We start from the raw sequence: 16038 nt of genomic DNA, 5'->3' as shown, positions 1-16038 counted from the left end.
TTTGATTGTTTGAGATTTATTTTCATTTGAAATTATAAGGGCTGGTGATAAATGAGTTATGATTAATAGATGGTTGATATTATTTTTATCTAAAATTGATTTATAGTACCGACCTGAAAAATTAGATATTGCCGCCTGATTAATTATACGATATTTTGAAAAGTTTTCTTTCAAATTAGAAATATTCTGGGGTTTTGTTTTTGTATCTTTTATCTCTAAGGAGCTTGCTTTGGGGCAATCAGAATACATTTCATGGGTAAAATGTACTTCCTGGCTAAGTAACTTTGTGAATCTTAGAGGGTTGAGACAACCGGATGGCCGTCCTCTTTATGAATATCATGCGACCAATGATGAATATAACCAATTAACGCAGCTACTCCATGCAGTCGGTCAATCGCAATCCTATATATGTAATAGGGACTTTGCTGCCTGTTTTGTTCTTTTTTGCTCTGAGTGGTACCGCAGGGATTATGAACGGCAATGCGGATGGACGTGGGACCCTATATATAAAAAAATAGGGATTTCATTCACCGCCACAGAGCTTGGTACTATCGTACCGAAAGGGATGGAAGATTACTGGCTGCGCCCAATTCGATTTTATGAATCTGAACGACGCAATTTTCTCGGAACATTATTCAGTGAGGGTGGTTTACCTTTCCGGCTACTCAAAGAATCAGACAGTCGCTTTCTGGCTGTTTTCTCCAGGATCCTTGGACAATATGAGCAAGCAAAGCAGTCAGGTTTTTCTGCCCTTTCGCTGGCAAGAGCTGTCATAGAAAAATCAGCGTTGCCAACTGTTTTTAGCGAAGATACCTCTGTAGAACTTATCAGTCATATGGCTGATAACCTCAATTCCTTAGTACTTACTTACAACCTAATAAATCACAAAGAACCAGTACAACAGCTTGATAAGGTTCACCCTACCTGGCGAAGCGAGTTTCCAATACCGTTAGATGATGAAACAGGAACGCATTTTTTGAATGGACTGCTATGCGCAGCCTCTGTAGAGGCTAAGCCTCGACTACAAAAAAATAAGAGTACGCGTTGCCAATTCTATTGGTCAGAAAAGCATCCAGATGAGCTTAGGGCGATAGTATCTCTTCCTGACGAAGTTTCCTTTCCTGTAACAAGCGAGCCGTCAACTACACGCTTTGAACTTGCCATTTGTGAAGATGGTGAGGAAGTCTCTGGCCTTGGGGCGGCCTATGCTTCCCTGGAAAACAGACATGCAAAAGTTCGGTTACGTAAAAGCGAAGTGAGATTTGTCAGGCAAAAACCATCGGCAGGTTTGTCGTTAGTCGCACGTGCTGGAGGAATGATTGTTGGGGGCATTAAACTTGATGACAGTGAAATTGCCATTGGTGAGGTGCCGTTAACCTTCATCGTTGATGCAGATCAATGGCTGTTACAGGGACAGGCCTCCTGTAGTGTGCGAAGCAGCGATGTTCTGATTGTGCTCCCTCGGGACAATAGCACTGTTGCTGGTTTTGATGGCCAATCGAGTGCAGTAAACGTATTAGGACTTAAAGCGCTACCTGTTAAGGGATGCCAGGACGTTACAGTTGCAGCAAATGAAACTTATCGGATTCGCACCGGAAGAGAACAAATCAGCATCGGAAGGTTTGCTCTAAATGGAAAGCGTGCAAGCTGGGTTTGTCATCCAGATGAGACATTTATTGGTGTACCCAAAGTCATTTCTACACTACCGGATATTCAAAGCATTGATGTAACGCGTTACCTGAGCGGAATTTCAATTGAGCAATGTCATATCCAAGAGATGATGGGGGCTCAATATCTTTCTATCCGGAATAGTAATAATGAAACTCTCTTGCGTCGCAAAATCGGTATCTTGCCTGCTGATTTCAGTATTGAGATAAAAGGTGGAATGCACGCAAATGAAGGCACTATCGTAATCACCACACAGCATCCTTGTGTAGCAAAACTCAAAGAAAAAACACTGGAGGCTACACGTAAGCGTACTGAGGGGCGAACAGAGATACAGCTTAAAGCGGAAGGGGTACCTCCGGCATTTATTACATTACAAGTTCTGCCCAATTTGGCGGCTGACCCCATCGACATTGAGTTACCTTTCCCCGCTAAAGGCTGTCTCGCTCTTGATGTAAACGGACGTCCTCTGGATAAAAACATTACGCTGCATGATCTACTGGGTTCCAGAGCGTTTCTGTTCTCCAGAAATGGTGAACCGACAAGATATACATTGCAATTGCATTTGCGCTCCGTTAGTGGATTACAGGCATGGCACGAATGGTGTTATACGGCGTTGAGCGATCGTCCTGTTGAATTGAATCTTTATAGTTTGCGCGAACATATTGAGAACCTGATTTCACTTGAGGCAGGTATTGATCAGGTTGTTGAGATGCGTATTACGGGGGCGGGTGTGGTCATGGCCTGGCAAATTCGTCGCTATAAATACAGCCTGCGCTATGATTATGAAAAAGAACTATTACACAGCCAGTCAGTGAACCATCGTGCTGGACAGATTCCTTCCCCTGTTATCATGCTGTTAAGTGAACCAGAGAGGAAATCCATTCCCTTAGCATCAAGAATGAGCGAGGGAGTGCCTGTCGGTGAATATGAGTTGAGCTCAATCGTTAACAAAAACGGACCATGGTTGGTTGTTCCTAAACCGGGTGAAGAGATGGCTTTTCGCCCCTGCTTCATTCGTGGCGAATCTTCGTTACCGGTAGAAGAAAGCAACATCCGCTCATTGCAAAAAGCGACCCAGCTTTTTAATCCACAGGCAGAAGTTAATACCATCACACTGGTTCTCGGACAGATGGCTAACGATCCTGCCCATTCTGGCTGGCAATTTATGCGTAGCCTGTACGATCAATTTGGTTATTTACCGCTGGCAACCTTTGAAGTATGGCGTGCACTGGTGCAGCATCCGCAGGCATTGGCGATGTCGCTCTTCAAATTCGAAATGTCAGCAGAGTATCTGAGTCGTATTGAGAATGAGTTTCCTATTCTATGGGAGTTTTTCCCCATCTTTGAGATCAAAGCTGCATCTGAGCGTTTCAAATTGTTCCTGAGCCAAAAAGGTGCACCGGAGGAAACCCAGAAATTACTGGTTACTAATATGTTTCAACGGCTGGGGCTCGTGTTCCCGACATATGCCGATGAAATTGAGAAATGGTTAAGTAACGGATATCTCCCTCCGTCTATTCCTGAATCTTATGTCCATGGGTGGTATCAGGAGCTTTTACGTGAGCACAGTGAAGCTCGCTGGCCTGAATATGGCTGCAAGCGTCTGTATAAATGGATGATGTCACAAAAAAATCCAGTGATTGGTATTAATCCTGACGCAGACTACCGCTATTCCGTGGCCTGGTTACCCGTCTTCGCTGCAGCTGTGGCAAGCGGAAATACTTCTTTTGAAGCTGTATTTGACCGTAAACCCGGTGCCGTATTTTTCCTGAGGCAAGTCAGGGACTTCGATTCCCGCTGGTTTAAGACCATCTTCCAGTGCAGCCTGTTGCGTTATGTTGCTAAAAAATAAAAAGGAATAAGGATGACTACACGCTATTTTTCGTCACTTATTGAACAATCGTTGTCTCGTTCAACTGAAGCAACGCTCAGTATCATGGGTGTTACAAACCCGCAGTTGCGTGAACATCTCGCGCAGCAAATGGGGGCTGATTGCGGGAAAACGGGCTCATTCCTTGCTTCTCCGGTATTCCAGCAAATGTTTGGCTGGAAGGAGTCAAACCACACGATGCGCAGTCTGACGGAAGGCAACGCATTGTTGAGCAAAGCAGTGGTTGATTCACTGGATGATCAGAGTAATGGCCGGTACCGATTTGGTGCTGACTGGAAGCCTTTTACACACCAGTTAGCCAGTTGGAAAGCTTTGCTGGAAAAGAAACATTCGGTGGTGGTAACCAGTGGTACGGGTTCAGGTAAAACGGAATGTTTTATGGTTCCGGTGCTGGAAGATCTTTACCGGGAACTGCATGAAAATGGCAACAATCCGTTGGTCGGTGTCCGAGCCCTTTTTCTCTATCCATTAAACGCCCTGATTAATTCACAGCGCGAGCGTCTGGATGCCTGGACGCGTGGTTTTGGTACTGGGATCCGCTACTGCCTTTACAACGGCAACACCGAAAACCTACACGCTTCGGTAAAAAGCGAACAGGCAAAAAGGTCGAATGAGGTGCTCTCGCGCGAAAAAATGCGTGAAGAACCTGCGCCGATTCTGGTGACCAACGGCACGATGCTGGAATATATGATGGTTCGCCAGGTCGACGCCCCGATTATCCAGCAATCCAAAGCACAAAAATCACTACGCTGGATTGTACTGGATGAAGCGCATACTTATGTAGGGTCGCAGGCCGCTGAACTGGCGCTCCAGCTGCGTCGTGTGATGACCGCGTTTGGCGTGACGCCAGATGATGTGCGCTTTGTAGCGACCTCTGCGACCATTGCCGGCAGTGACGCTGAAAAACAGCTGAAAAAATTTCTCTCTGAATTATCCGGTATCCCGCAGGAGCGCATCGATGTTCTGGACGGAAGTCGGGTGATTCCTGAACTGGAACCATCCAAAAACGTTTCTGTTCCGTTAGACGAAATAGAGCAAATACCTGATCTGGAGCTAAAAGATAAAAATGATAATAAAATTAAAGGGATAAGTCCTGAGCGCTTTTATGCGCTTACGCATTCCCCCGAAGCGCGTTACATACGTGAGATGTTGGTCAAACATCCCAATCCAATGAAGCTGGATGAGATAACCGAGCGGTTAAACGTGCTGACAAAACAGCATTACAGCCAGCAGGAAGTACTGCGTTGGATCGACGTCTGTTCAGGGACCCAACCGAATGCAAAGGATCCTGCATTTCTTAAAGTCAGGGCGCATATCTTCCAGCGTAATACCCAGGGAATATGGGCTTGTGTTGATAAAGATTGCAGATTAAAGCACGGTACACCGCTCGAAAAAGGCTGGCCCTTTGGTTACGTATATGTGAACCAGCGACAAAATTGCGACTGTGGAAGCCCGGTCTACGAACTGGCGTTCTGTAATGATTGTAACGAGCCTCATCTTCTGGCGCGGGACAAAAAGGGCAAACTTGTCCAATGGGAAAATAAAGGCGGTGATGAATTCTCTTTGCAGGATGAAGTACCTGTTGAACATGACACTACAGCGGAAAAAGTCGAAAAAGAGAACAGTTTCCAGCCTCCGTTGATTATTGCCGCAGGAGAGACCAGCGAGACAGGCTATACCCTACAACGCCTCGACCGCCAGACGCGCCGTATTGGCGTTATTAACAATGACAGCATTCCTCTGATTATTAATGATATTGAACAGGTTTGTAGCGCCAGCGGCTGTGGCTACAGAGGCATGAGCGGGAAACAACCCTTTCGGCGTGCATTATTAGGTGGGCCATTTTACGTTACTAACATCGTGCCCACCGTTCTTGAGTATTGCCAGGACTTTACCAGTGATGAAGGCAAAGAGGGCGTTGGGCCAGATTCGTTGCCAGGGCGAGGACGTCGACTCATTACCTTTACGGATAGTCGACAAGGGACAGCCCGGATGGCGGTGCGTATGCAGCAAGAAGCAGAACGCAGTCGCTTACGCGGAAGCGTAGTCGAAATTCTGAGCTGGCATCAACGAACGCAAACGCCCACCGCGCCGAACGCTAATGCCAATTTGGAAAAGTTAGCGACCAGGGTAAAGCAAGCCCGTGAGCAGGCAGAAGAATATCGAAGCTGGGGATTGCCAGACCAGGCGAAATTGTCAGAAGCGCAGGCCGAGCAGCTTGAACAGGCCTACCAGTCTGCAATCGGCGGAAAAGCAGCAACCACTCGGGTATCCCGAACCTGGACAGAAATGGTTAACGAGCTTAAAGAGAGGGCCGATATCCGCGGGCCGGTTCTGCAATATAACCATTATCTTAAGCCTGAAGTGTTTAATGAAAACGGCGGGCCACTAAAGCTTTCGGAAATGATGTTGTTCCGGGAATTCATGCGTCGCCCGAAACGGACTAACAGTCTGGAAACTCAAGGGCTGGTTCAGGTTGGTTACCTGGGACTGGAGAAAATACATAAGATCCCTTTGCACTGGCAGGAAAAAGGATTAACGCTGGATGACTGGCGCGATTTTCTCAAAGTTACGCTGGATCATTACGTTCGTGAGAGCAACTTCACACAGTTGGATGATGAGCTGAAAAACTGGATCGGTAGCCGTTTTTCATCAAAATTCGTCCGTAACCCGGAATCAAAAGATCCTGAAGATAATCAGAACAGACGCTGGCCTCAAATTCGTAATGGCAACATAACCCATCGTTTAGCGAAGTTGCTGATGTTGGGAGCTGGATTCAAAACCGTCAATACGGCGACTATTGATATTATCAATACATGGCTGAAAGAAGCATGGGCCCAACTTACCGGACCGCTTGCAGTACTGAAACCCGATGGCAACCGTTTTTATTTACCGAAAGAGCATATGACTTTTTCTTTAATCGCGGATGCCTGGATTTGCCCGGTAACCAATAAAATCCTGGATACGGCTTTTAAAGGTTTAACCCCTTATCTGCCCACCCACATTTCGTTTGAACATCTTACCCAGGCGCAATATGGCGCTTTTGTCGCACAGAAAGTCACCATGCCGGAAATCTGGAAGTTGGATCGTTCACAGGAAGACTACGCAGAGGGTCTGGCAAAAGCACGCGACTGGGTCAGCAATGAGCCGCTGATCGCGCGATTGCGTTCGGAAAACGTTTGGACAGATATCAACGATCGTGTCGTGGAAGGCGGTTTCTACTATCGCACTGCCGAGCACTCTGCCCAGCAGTCTTCAGAACGCCTGCAAAGCTATGAAAAGATGTTCAAGAATGGGCAACTTAATGTTCTCAACTGTTCTACCACCATGGAAATGGGGGTTGATATCGGGGGCATTACTGCGGTGGTAATGAACAACGTACCGCCACATCCGGCCAACTATTTACAGCGTGCCGGGCGAGCCGGGCGTAGTAAAGAATCACGCGCGATCTCTTATACTCTATGCAAAGGTAACCCACACGACCAACAGGTTTTTGCTAACCCGCTCTGGCCGTTTGAAACCATGATCCCTGCACCAATGGTCGCGATGAACTCCGCCCGACTGGTGCAACGTCACGTCAATGCATTATTACTGTCCGACTTTTTATGTAACGTTATTGGCGAAACCGATAAAGAGAAAACCAGCCTCGATAGCCTCTGGTTTTTCGGTGAAGATGACGGGCAGTCAAAATGCGAACGCTTTAAAGTCTGGCTGGAGCGTCCGGTTCTTGATATCGACACGGCGCTGGAACGGCTGGTGAAAGGCACGGCGTTGCATGGCGCAAAAGCCGAACATCTGCGGGATAAAACAATCAACGCGATCACCTTCCTGCAACAGCGGTGGCTCTCCGTTTATCGCGATCTCGTGACCCAGGAGCGTGAGTCGCAGCCGCAAACGCCTTATCGTAAGCGCATAGAGCTGGAGAAGAAACGGCACTGTGGCGAGTATCTGCTGCGCGATCTGGCTGCCAGAACCTTCCTGCCGGGATACGGCTTCCCGACAGATGTAGTGACGTTTGATAACTTCACGATGGAAGATTATATCCGCGAAAAATCGCAGAAAAGTCGCGATAAAAAGGACCGTGAAGATAACGTCTCCCGCTATAAAGGATTACCTTCCCGTAACCTCGGTGTTGCCATTCGTGAATATGCGCCGGGAGCAGAGATCATTCTTGATGGCCGAGTCTTCCGCTCTGCCGGTGTCTCACTGCACTGGCACAATATCAATGCCGATACCAATGAAGCCCAGCGTCTGGATTGCGCCTGGCGTTGTCACAAATGCGGGACCATTGGCTATGAAGAGGGGATGAGCAGTTCAGGGATGCTCTTTTGCTCCAACAGCGCCTGCGGCGAAAAAATAATCATGGATAATCGCCGTCAGGTGCTGCAGCCTGCCGGGTTTGTCACCGATGCACATGCACCGGTAACGAATAATATTGAAACCATGAAATTCGTCCCGATTGTCCCCGCTTGGGTCTTTGTTAAAGCTGAGCCTATGCCACTGCCTAACCCGCTAATGGGTTATATGGCTTCTGGTGCCGATGGGCATGTTTTCCAGCAAAGTCTGGGGGAAGGTGGGCACGGTTATGCATTGTGTCTGAGCTGTGGCCGTGCGGAGTCGATGCTGAATGAAAATGATGCACCGAAAAGTATGGAAGCTCATTATCCACCGCGTCCGGGTAAAGCGGATCGCGACAGCCAGAATCATCGTCTGATTTGCCCCGGTTCGACGGCACTCATGAAGAACGTCACCCTGGGCGCACTGGCGCGCACCGATGTCTTTGAAATGGTTCTGCGCAAACCGCAAAACGGCGAGTATCTGCCAGATAACACAGAAGAGGGGCGGATTGTTGCCATGACTCTGGCGGTTGCTCTGCGTCAGGCGCTGGCGGGCGTTCTGGGGATCTCCTCCGCAGAACTCGGCTATTCTGTACGTCCGGTCAGACTGGAGGATGGGCAATCGGTATTAGCCGTACAGCTTTATGATGTGATCAGCGGTGGTGCCGGTTTTGCCTCCAGCGCACCGGTACACATTGAAGCTATTTTGCAGGGAATGGTGAAACAGTTAGGCTGCCGTCATTGTGATACTGCATGCAGTGAATGCCTGCTTGATTCCCAGACCCGCCATGATCATGATTTGCTGGATCGCAAAGCGGCGCTGGCCTGGCTTGGCGATGACTTCACGTATTACATCGGTTTACCGGATGAAGAGACATTCTCGTTGCCGGATGCCCGCTACTGCCCTGGCGCTATTGGCGATACGATTCGCCGGGCGATTAACGAAGGCGCTGAAAAGCTCACCCTATGGATGACCGGCGCGCCCAATGAGTGGGATTTATATGCCCGTCAGTTCCGTGCGGCTATTCAGAACTATCGGCTAAAAGACAACGTCGAGGTCGATCTTGTTATTCCTGCGGGAGTGGATGACCCGGACCTGTTGCATGAACTATCGCAATTTACTGCGCTGGGTGTGCGACTGTGCCATGTTGAACAGGATCTGCAATTACCGATTGTTGCCCAGGTTACCTTTGCCGATCGCGTGATGACGCTGGCCTCTCGCAGCCAGCAGGCAACGATTCCGGGGCCGGAGTGGCACCTGAATGACGAACTGGTGGTGCGTAGCCTCGGTTATAAAACGGTAGAACTGAGCGAGTTTATTCTGCCCGCTAAAGCCGCCAACGCTGTCGAGCGGGTCAAAGACATTCAGATCCACAAACAGTTGAATGGACCACTGTCGCAGTTCGGGCAACGCTTCTGGGACGTGCTGTTTAACGACCATGAAGAAGCGCAGTCGCTGGTGAAAAACACGCGAATTACCGGCGTTCACTATACCGATCGCTATCTGCAAAACCCGGTTGCGTTGGCGTTGTTGGGGGCAATTCTGAAACCGCTAAAAACAACGCTGACCGATGGCGCTGAAGTGGCGTTGGATACGCTGTTTAAAGATAAAGATCGCCCCGGTAACCGGCCTTTCCATGACTGGATGAGCATAGTGGATTTTCAGGATTTCGCTGATCAGTGGTTTGCTGCTGCGCTGGGCAGGCCGGTAGAACTGACGGTGTTTGACTCGCCGCGCGATATCCCTCACCATCGTAAACTGACGGTGACTTTTTAGGATGGTCAGGTATTGAAGATCCGTTTCGATCAGGGGATGGGCTACTGGCGCATCAACTTTTCATCGAAATGGCATTACTTTGACTTCCGCGATGACGTTTCTTTCCAGTTAGTCAAAATGGCTCAGGCCTGTCAGGAAGGGAATGTGGTCAACAGCGAAGAGAGCTGGGCAACGGATGTACTGGTGGAGGTGATCGCCTCCTGATGATGAGTCGCTCCCGACGTCGTGTCGGGAGCGGTATTCGCTATAAAACTTACCGCTTATTTGAGATATTCATCGAAAATATCGAGTAATTCTTGATGTATACACGGCCATTCCTGACCTAAATTGACGGTACACAAGCCAATATCGAAGCCATTAATTTTATAACGATGCTTCACTGCGGTGTCTACGTGGGGATATATTAATAACCCACCTATTTTTGCGCCATTTTCAGGCTTTAACGACCATAAGTAACTCATCAGTTGATAAAGATTTTGAGAATGAAATTTTTCTGAACCCATTCGTCGTGAAAAAATGCTCTTATAGTATTTTGCGTCTACGATAAGTATTTTCTCTGATGAGCGAATGGTGATGTCAGTTTCCATTCTGGGTAACAAATTAAGTGACTGATCCGTTATGCTTGATGCATCCCATTTTAAATAAGAGCGGGTTGTGTTTGCAGACGTTAATTCACGGCGGCAAAATTCAAAAAGAAATTTTTGATAAAGTAATGACATCTCTTTTTCGTTTCTTTCAAAATCATAGAAACGGTAATGTCCTTTGTTTTGGCCAGGAATAGAATTACTGACGATGAACTTGCAGACACTGATAACGAATTTATAATAACGCGTGTTCTTTCCGCCGTTCAGATAGCTGAAATGCTGCGGAGTTAAATGAAGAGTGCTAATGCCCGGTAACTTTCTATAAAGTGAACGAGCTTCATCTCTGATGGTTGAATTTAACTTTTCATGCTTGATTAATATAGCTAATGTGCTTTTTATAATTCGGTTAGCCAGCGTGTCTTCATTAAGCATATCAAAAGTACTGACGGTTTTCCCATGATTAAGATGGAAGCCGCGTATTGTTTTAGCAAACTCTATTCGGCCTTTGATGCCAGGAATGATCTCGGTATTAGGATTGTAATCAAGCTCAAGCCCTCGGCGTGAAAGCTGTAAAACCCCTTTATTTAATACATACCCCAGGATATCAAGAAGATTGTTACCGGGTATGGCTTCAAGGTTTGCCTGCTTAATTTCCTGTAAATAACCCCATGCATAGGTAAGCATGTAATAGATATTACGAACAGGTATCACGGGCTGCTCCACTATGAGTCACCTAATAATTTGTCGGTCCATATCTGTTGTTTATAGGGGGCATCAAAGAAATATTCTTCGAGTAAAGGGGCGATATCCGTCATCACAATTTCCTTAAGCCATTGCGTATCAGGAGATGTGCCATCTTCTAGCCCGGAGCAGAAGTAACTATGCCCAATGCGGAACCCTTTCCCAAGGATAGTGGCCTCTTTGCTGATTTCCTGGTTTAACTCGTTCATTTTTTGGCATAAAGATTCAACAAATGAAGGTTCTGCTTTTTTATTCAGTAAAAAATTACGGAACTGTGGTGTATCAAAACCTGGCTCAATATCTATGAAAGAAAATCGTCTGCGTAGGGCATAATCAACAACGGCCAGAGAGCGATCGGCAGTATTCATTAAACCGATGATATAAACATTCTCCGGGACATAGAATCGTTCTTCATCGTTTTCGGAGTAGGTTAAGGGAACAGACCAGTTTTCACCTCGTTTATCATGTTCCATTAACATCATCACTTCGCCAAATACTTTACTGAGATTGGCACGATTGATTTCATCTATAATAAAAACATACTTTTTCTCTGGCTGCTTTTTAGCTTGCTGACAAAAATTGTAAAATATACCGTCTTTACGTTGGAAGCCGACGCCATTCGGACGATAGCCCTGTATAAAATCCTCATAGCTATAAGATTGATGGAACTGAACCATATTGACGCGTTGCGGAGCCTTTTCTCCTGTCAGCAGATAAGCCAGACGGCGTGCGACAAAGGTTTTTCCAACTCCGGGCGGCCCCTGGAGGATAATATTTTTTTTGATGGTTAATCGTTTGAGTATCGTCTCTATCGTGGTTTCAGGGATAAACAAATCATTTAACGCATCTTCCAGACAGTATGATTCAGTTTTTGACATGGGTGGAATAACCCTCTCGCCAGAATTAAATATTAATTTATAGTCGCTGATTATGTTGTCCAGCATAGAGGCAAACTGAGAGTAATCAATACCCTGTGAGACTTTTTGGGCACAGGCGTAATAGGACTGTCCGTATTTTTTAGGATATACACCAGAAGTTGTCTGGAAATACTCTGCGATTGTTTTAGGTATTTCTGAAGAAAACCGCCATTGGGCATGTGGTTTATTCGCGTCACTTATACCATAAGCCAAAACTAACTCATCAAAATCTTTATAATATAGAATAACGGGATATATACCGTTAGAAACTTCCTGACCTTCTCCCAGAAATGCAAACCAGGGAATAGATGTAAAATTACCATAACCAAAACCCACTTTTACTCGCAGGTTACGGTAAGACGGTGGATAATCTTTAGTGGATTGCGAACTTTGTTGCTGTGCTTGCTCAATAAATTTTTCAATCCAGGGTTGAATTGATTCCATAAGATATGCCTTCCTCATTGCTAAGTCTCTATTATCTCTTTCGCAACGTACTGAAACAATAGATTTTTACTGCAAAAGGTGGTGGGTAAATATTTACTGAGGGGGAAAGTTTCTATTGAGTCAGTGGAAGGCTCCCGGTGGATAACCGGGAGTAAACGCTGTTACGCGACTTTCTGTTTACCGGCAATCACCCCAATAAACTCCCGCACCTGCTTTTGTTTACGCGCCGACAGTTTGCACACCTGGCGCAGCGACTGCATCAGTTCGCTCTCTTCGGTGGCGGGTGGTTGGGCGGTGAGGACAATACAGCCTTCCATCACTTTGACATCTACCGCCGTGCCGGTGGCAAAACCGGCGGCTTCCAGCCACTGACCTTTCAGGGTGATGGCGGGAATACGGCTGTAATCCGGGTAGCGACTCGCATAACTCACGGTTAATTGACGGTTATTTGCCGGGGAGACTTCTGCTTCGAACGGTTGTGCAATAGAATGCGTGTCAGTCATAACTGCTATTCCTTGAAAATAGTGATTGTGATGAGCGGTGCGGGTGTGTTGGCGCACATCCGCACCGCGCTAAATACCTGGATATATCATCAGTAAATACAGGGAAAGTCCAGCTAAAAATAGAATGAAATGGACAATTTCTGGAATGATTTAAATATATTTATGTGAGTTATGATTGGCGTGAAATAATAAAAAGCGCACCGGAAAGGTGCGCCAGAAAATAATGATCAGGATTTTTTACGCGAGGCTTTTTTACCCCCGCTGGCTGCGCGTTCAGCTTTGATTTTTTCCAGCAACGCGGCAGCGCTGTTTTCTCCGCTGATTAATTCCGGGTTTTCGGCCCGCCATTGGGCGGTAAGTTCACCACGGAACGCTTTTGCCAGGATGGATTGCGTCAGGTTGTTGACGCGGGCTAAGGCGTTGTTGACCTGTTTTTCTATGGTGTCGGCGTAGGCGAAGAGTTGCTCGACGCGGCGAACGATTTCGCGTTGTTCGGGGATAGAGGGGACATTACACTCAAAGTTTAAAATTTGTTTTCCACTGATATGCGGAATGTCGCTACCAGTCTGATTTGGTTGAATATAATTAATAAAAGACACATCATTCAATAACAAATACAGATAGTCAGGAATTAGATTTTCGAAATCTTTAAATCTGGCAACTCGTTGAACCAGAACGCAAGGAAGATCACTTTTTTTGGCTTTAGCTATTTTTAACCCGCTTGATATTATTGGGCGATCCATTGCTAATATAATATCGCCCTCATTAATAAATAAATGAGAATATTTTTGAAGTTTATCTATTGGGAATTTTTTTGTGTCATCCCAACGTAATGCTCCGGGTTCTATATTTTGTCCTCGGAGTAATGGAACGCCTTCATCACTAAACTCTGAGCTTTTGAACGCATTACCAATATCTATAGATACAAACGAATTGAGCTTTTCTGATTTATTTTCGAAGCTTTTGTCAATTAACTTACCGCTAACAGCACTAGATAGCACCGCCTGACGAAAACGTTTCAGGATTTGTGGGATTTGCTCAAGACGTGCTTTGGTGCTGTCTACTTGCGCCAGCAGCGTATCGAGTTTTTCAGCGATGATTTTTTGTTCGGCAAGTGGAGGAATTGGTACTATAAGAGTGGATAATTTTTGAGCATTTACATTTTGTAATGCATTTCCAGCCGACATAGAGGCAAGCTGAACCCAATAGTTGCCGGACTCTAAAAAACGCTTCAAGTAAAGCTCTGAAATATTATCAAAAGGTTTAAATCTGATCAGGTACGAAGCAAAGACGACATTATTCGGTGGATTTTTTACTAAAAAACTAAAACCTACGGAACCAGCCCGGGATATAACAATATCTCGATCTTGAAGCTGATATTTAAGTATATCATCAGGATTTTGCAAACAATAAGGTACAGTGGACCAATCCACAGTACCTTTAGTAATATCTGTAGTTCTTAAAAATTTTACATTACCTGTAGGGCTCGACTTAGTTGTATAACCATATTGTGGTTTACTACATATTTCAGAAAGGTAGGTTTCAACCCACCCCTCTGGCAATTTCCCCGCACTCATTCCTTCACCCCACCAAACGCTTCTTCCAGTAACTGACGCTGCAAATCGGCCTCATCGCTCGCTCCCAGTTCACGCATCAGCGCATCCAGTTCACCCAGCGCCTGTACCAGTTCGCCCATCGCTTCTGCCGCTAATACATCCGGCTCCGGCAGGCTGTCGGCATCAATGCTGTCTTTATCTTTCAGCCAGGAGATATCCAGCGAATCGGATTTCGCGGTGCGGATCCACTCGCGGCTGAACTTGCGCCAGCGGCTGGTGGCCAGGTGCTGGTCGGTATTTTTGTTCTCTTCGCTGTCGGCAACTTCCGTCTCTTCAGCGTTAAAACTCCATTCCCCTTCAGTGCGCGGGCTTAAGCCGTGCGGGTCTTCGCCATACACGCGCTCAAACGGCTGCAGATGCTCGTCGGTAAACGGCGTGCGCTTGCCGAAGCTCGGCATATTGGTACGCAGGTCGTACACCCACACGTCGTCGGTACAGTTCTTATCCTGATTCGGGTTCGCCACCGTGCCTTTGGTGAAGAACAGCACGTTGGTCTTCACGCCCTGCGCGTAAAAAATACCGGTCGGCAGACGCAGAATGGTGTGCAGATGACACTTATCCATCAGGTCACGACGAATGTCGGTGCCTTTGCCGCCTTCAAACAGCACGTTATCCGGCACCACCACCGCAGCACGACCGCCGGGGTGCAGCGTTTCGATAATATGCTGCATAAAGCACAACTGTTTGTTACTGGTCGGGTGAACAAAGGTGCGGGTAATGTTGGTGCCTGCGGCGCTGCCAAACGGCGGGTTAGTGGCGACAATATGCGCCTTCGGCAGGTTTTCACCGTCGCTACCCAGAGTGTTGCCCAGACGGATTGCGCCGCCGTGGTCGAGGTTGCCTTCAATATCGTGCAGCAGGCAGTTCATCAGTGCCAGACGACGGGTGCCGGGCACCAGTTCGAGGCCGATAAACGCGCGGTGGATCTGGAAATCCTGCGTGTCGCCATCAAGGTCGTCCAGATCATTGGTTTGCGACTTAACGTAGCGGTCGGCTTCAATCAAAAAGCCCGCCGTACCTGCTGCCGGATCCTGCACCACTTCACGCGGCTGCGGTTTCAGCAGATGAATAATGGTTTTAATCAGCGGACGCGGGGTGAAGTACTGGCCCGCACCAGACTTGGTTTCATTCGCGTTCTTCTGCAACAGCCCTTCGTACATATCGCCGAAGTCATCGCGCGACTTACCGTGCGCACCGTTGTACCAGTCCAGTGAATCCATATTGCTGACCAGCTCGGTCAACTGTTTTGGCTGGGTAATGGTTGTGTTGACGTTCTGGAATACCGCCTGCACCAGCTTTTGATTGTCGGCGCCCAGATGTACCAGCAGGTTACGGTAGAACTGCAACTGCTCCTGGCCGATGCGCGATTTCAGGTCATCCCAGCGGTAGCCTTCCGGCAGGTAATCGGCTTCCTGTCCGGTCTCTTTACACATTTTCAAAAACAGCAGCGAGGCGAGTTCATTGACGTAGTTTTGATAGGAAACGCCGCCATCGCGCAGGTTGTCGCACAGCTTCCACAGCTTCGCGACCAGATCGTTATTGTTCATTGTGAGTTCCGTA

Annotated in this window: 6 protein-coding genes and 1 pseudogene; 2 read left to right on the top strand and 5 right to left on the bottom strand. The window is 47.2% G+C overall.

Translation table 11 applies throughout. The annotated features are described in order from the left end of the window. Nucleotides 1-229: 229 nt before the first annotated feature. Nucleotides 230-3520 carry a protein YjiT gene (gene yjiT / locus C0K55_RS07720; protein WP_123058143.1) on the top strand — a complete coding sequence of 1097 codons (3291 nt, stop codon included), beginning with the start codon at nucleotides 230-232 and terminating at the stop codon, nucleotides 3518-3520. Between the two features lie 12 nt (nucleotides 3521-3532). Further along, a pseudogene (locus tag C0K55_RS07715) lies at nucleotides 3533-9877 on the top strand (DEAD/DEAH box helicase). Nucleotides 9878-9933: 56 nt separating this feature from the next. Here C0K55_RS07715 and mcrC read toward each other — a convergent pair. From mcrC to hsdM, 5 genes are all read right to left on the bottom strand, one after another. After that, nucleotides 9934-10980: a 5-methylcytosine-specific restriction endonuclease system specificity protein McrC gene (mcrC, locus tag C0K55_RS07710; RefSeq protein ID WP_072274951.1), complete on the bottom strand. Its 1047-nt coding sequence runs from the start codon at nucleotides 10978-10980 to the stop codon at nucleotides 9934-9936. Then, nucleotides 10980-12359, bottom strand: coding sequence for a 5-methylcytosine-specific restriction endonuclease subunit McrB (gene mcrB, locus C0K55_RS07705; RefSeq protein WP_061091159.1), 1380 nt, complete (start codon nucleotides 12357-12359; stop codon nucleotides 10980-10982). The genes mcrC and mcrB overlap by 1 nt, the downstream gene beginning before the upstream one ends. 161 nt (nucleotides 12360-12520) lie before the next feature. After that, the gene (symE, locus tag C0K55_RS07700) at nucleotides 12521-12862 is read right to left on the bottom strand and encodes an endoribonuclease SymE (RefSeq protein WP_046076301.1); all 342 of its coding nucleotides are present in this window, start codon (nucleotides 12860-12862) and stop codon (nucleotides 12521-12523) included. Nucleotides 12863-13089: 227 nt separating this feature from the next. After that, a complete protein-coding gene (locus C0K55_RS07695) occupies nucleotides 13090-14439 on the bottom strand; it encodes a restriction endonuclease subunit S (RefSeq protein ID WP_105266352.1) in 1350 nt (449 codons plus the stop codon). Continuing rightward, entirely contained in the window at nucleotides 14436-16025 is a 1590-nt protein-coding gene (hsdM, locus tag C0K55_RS07690; protein WP_105266353.1) for a type I restriction-modification system methyltransferase, read from the bottom strand. Before hsdM ends, C0K55_RS07695 begins: the two co-directional genes overlap by 4 nt. Nucleotides 16026-16038 lie beyond the last annotated feature (13 nt).

It is taken from the genome of Escherichia sp. MOD1-EC6098 (genome assembly GCF_002965865.1).
GTDB classification, from domain to species: domain Bacteria; phylum Pseudomonadota; class Gammaproteobacteria; order Enterobacterales; family Enterobacteriaceae; genus Escherichia; species Escherichia marmotae.
The sequence above is the reverse complement of the archived record's forward strand: the minus strand, read 5'-3'. Positions and strand labels throughout refer to the sequence as shown.

What these genes read in the sequence shown, in the direction of transcription:
- mcrB (WP_061091159.1), bottom strand. Translation starts at nt 12,359, where the DNA reads ATGGAATCAATTCAACCCTGGATTGAAAAATTTATTGAGCAAGCACAG.
- hsdM (WP_105266353.1), bottom strand. Translation starts at nt 16,025, where the DNA reads ATGAACAATAACGATCTGGTCGCGAAGCTGTGGAAGCTGTGCGACAAC.
- symE (WP_046076301.1), bottom strand. Translation starts at nt 12,862, where the DNA reads ATGACTGACACGCATTCTATTGCACAACCGTTCGAAGCAGAAGTCTCC.
- C0K55_RS07695 (WP_105266352.1), bottom strand. Translation starts at nt 14,439, where the DNA reads ATGAGTGCGGGGAAATTGCCAGAGGGGTGGGTTGAAACCTACCTTTCT.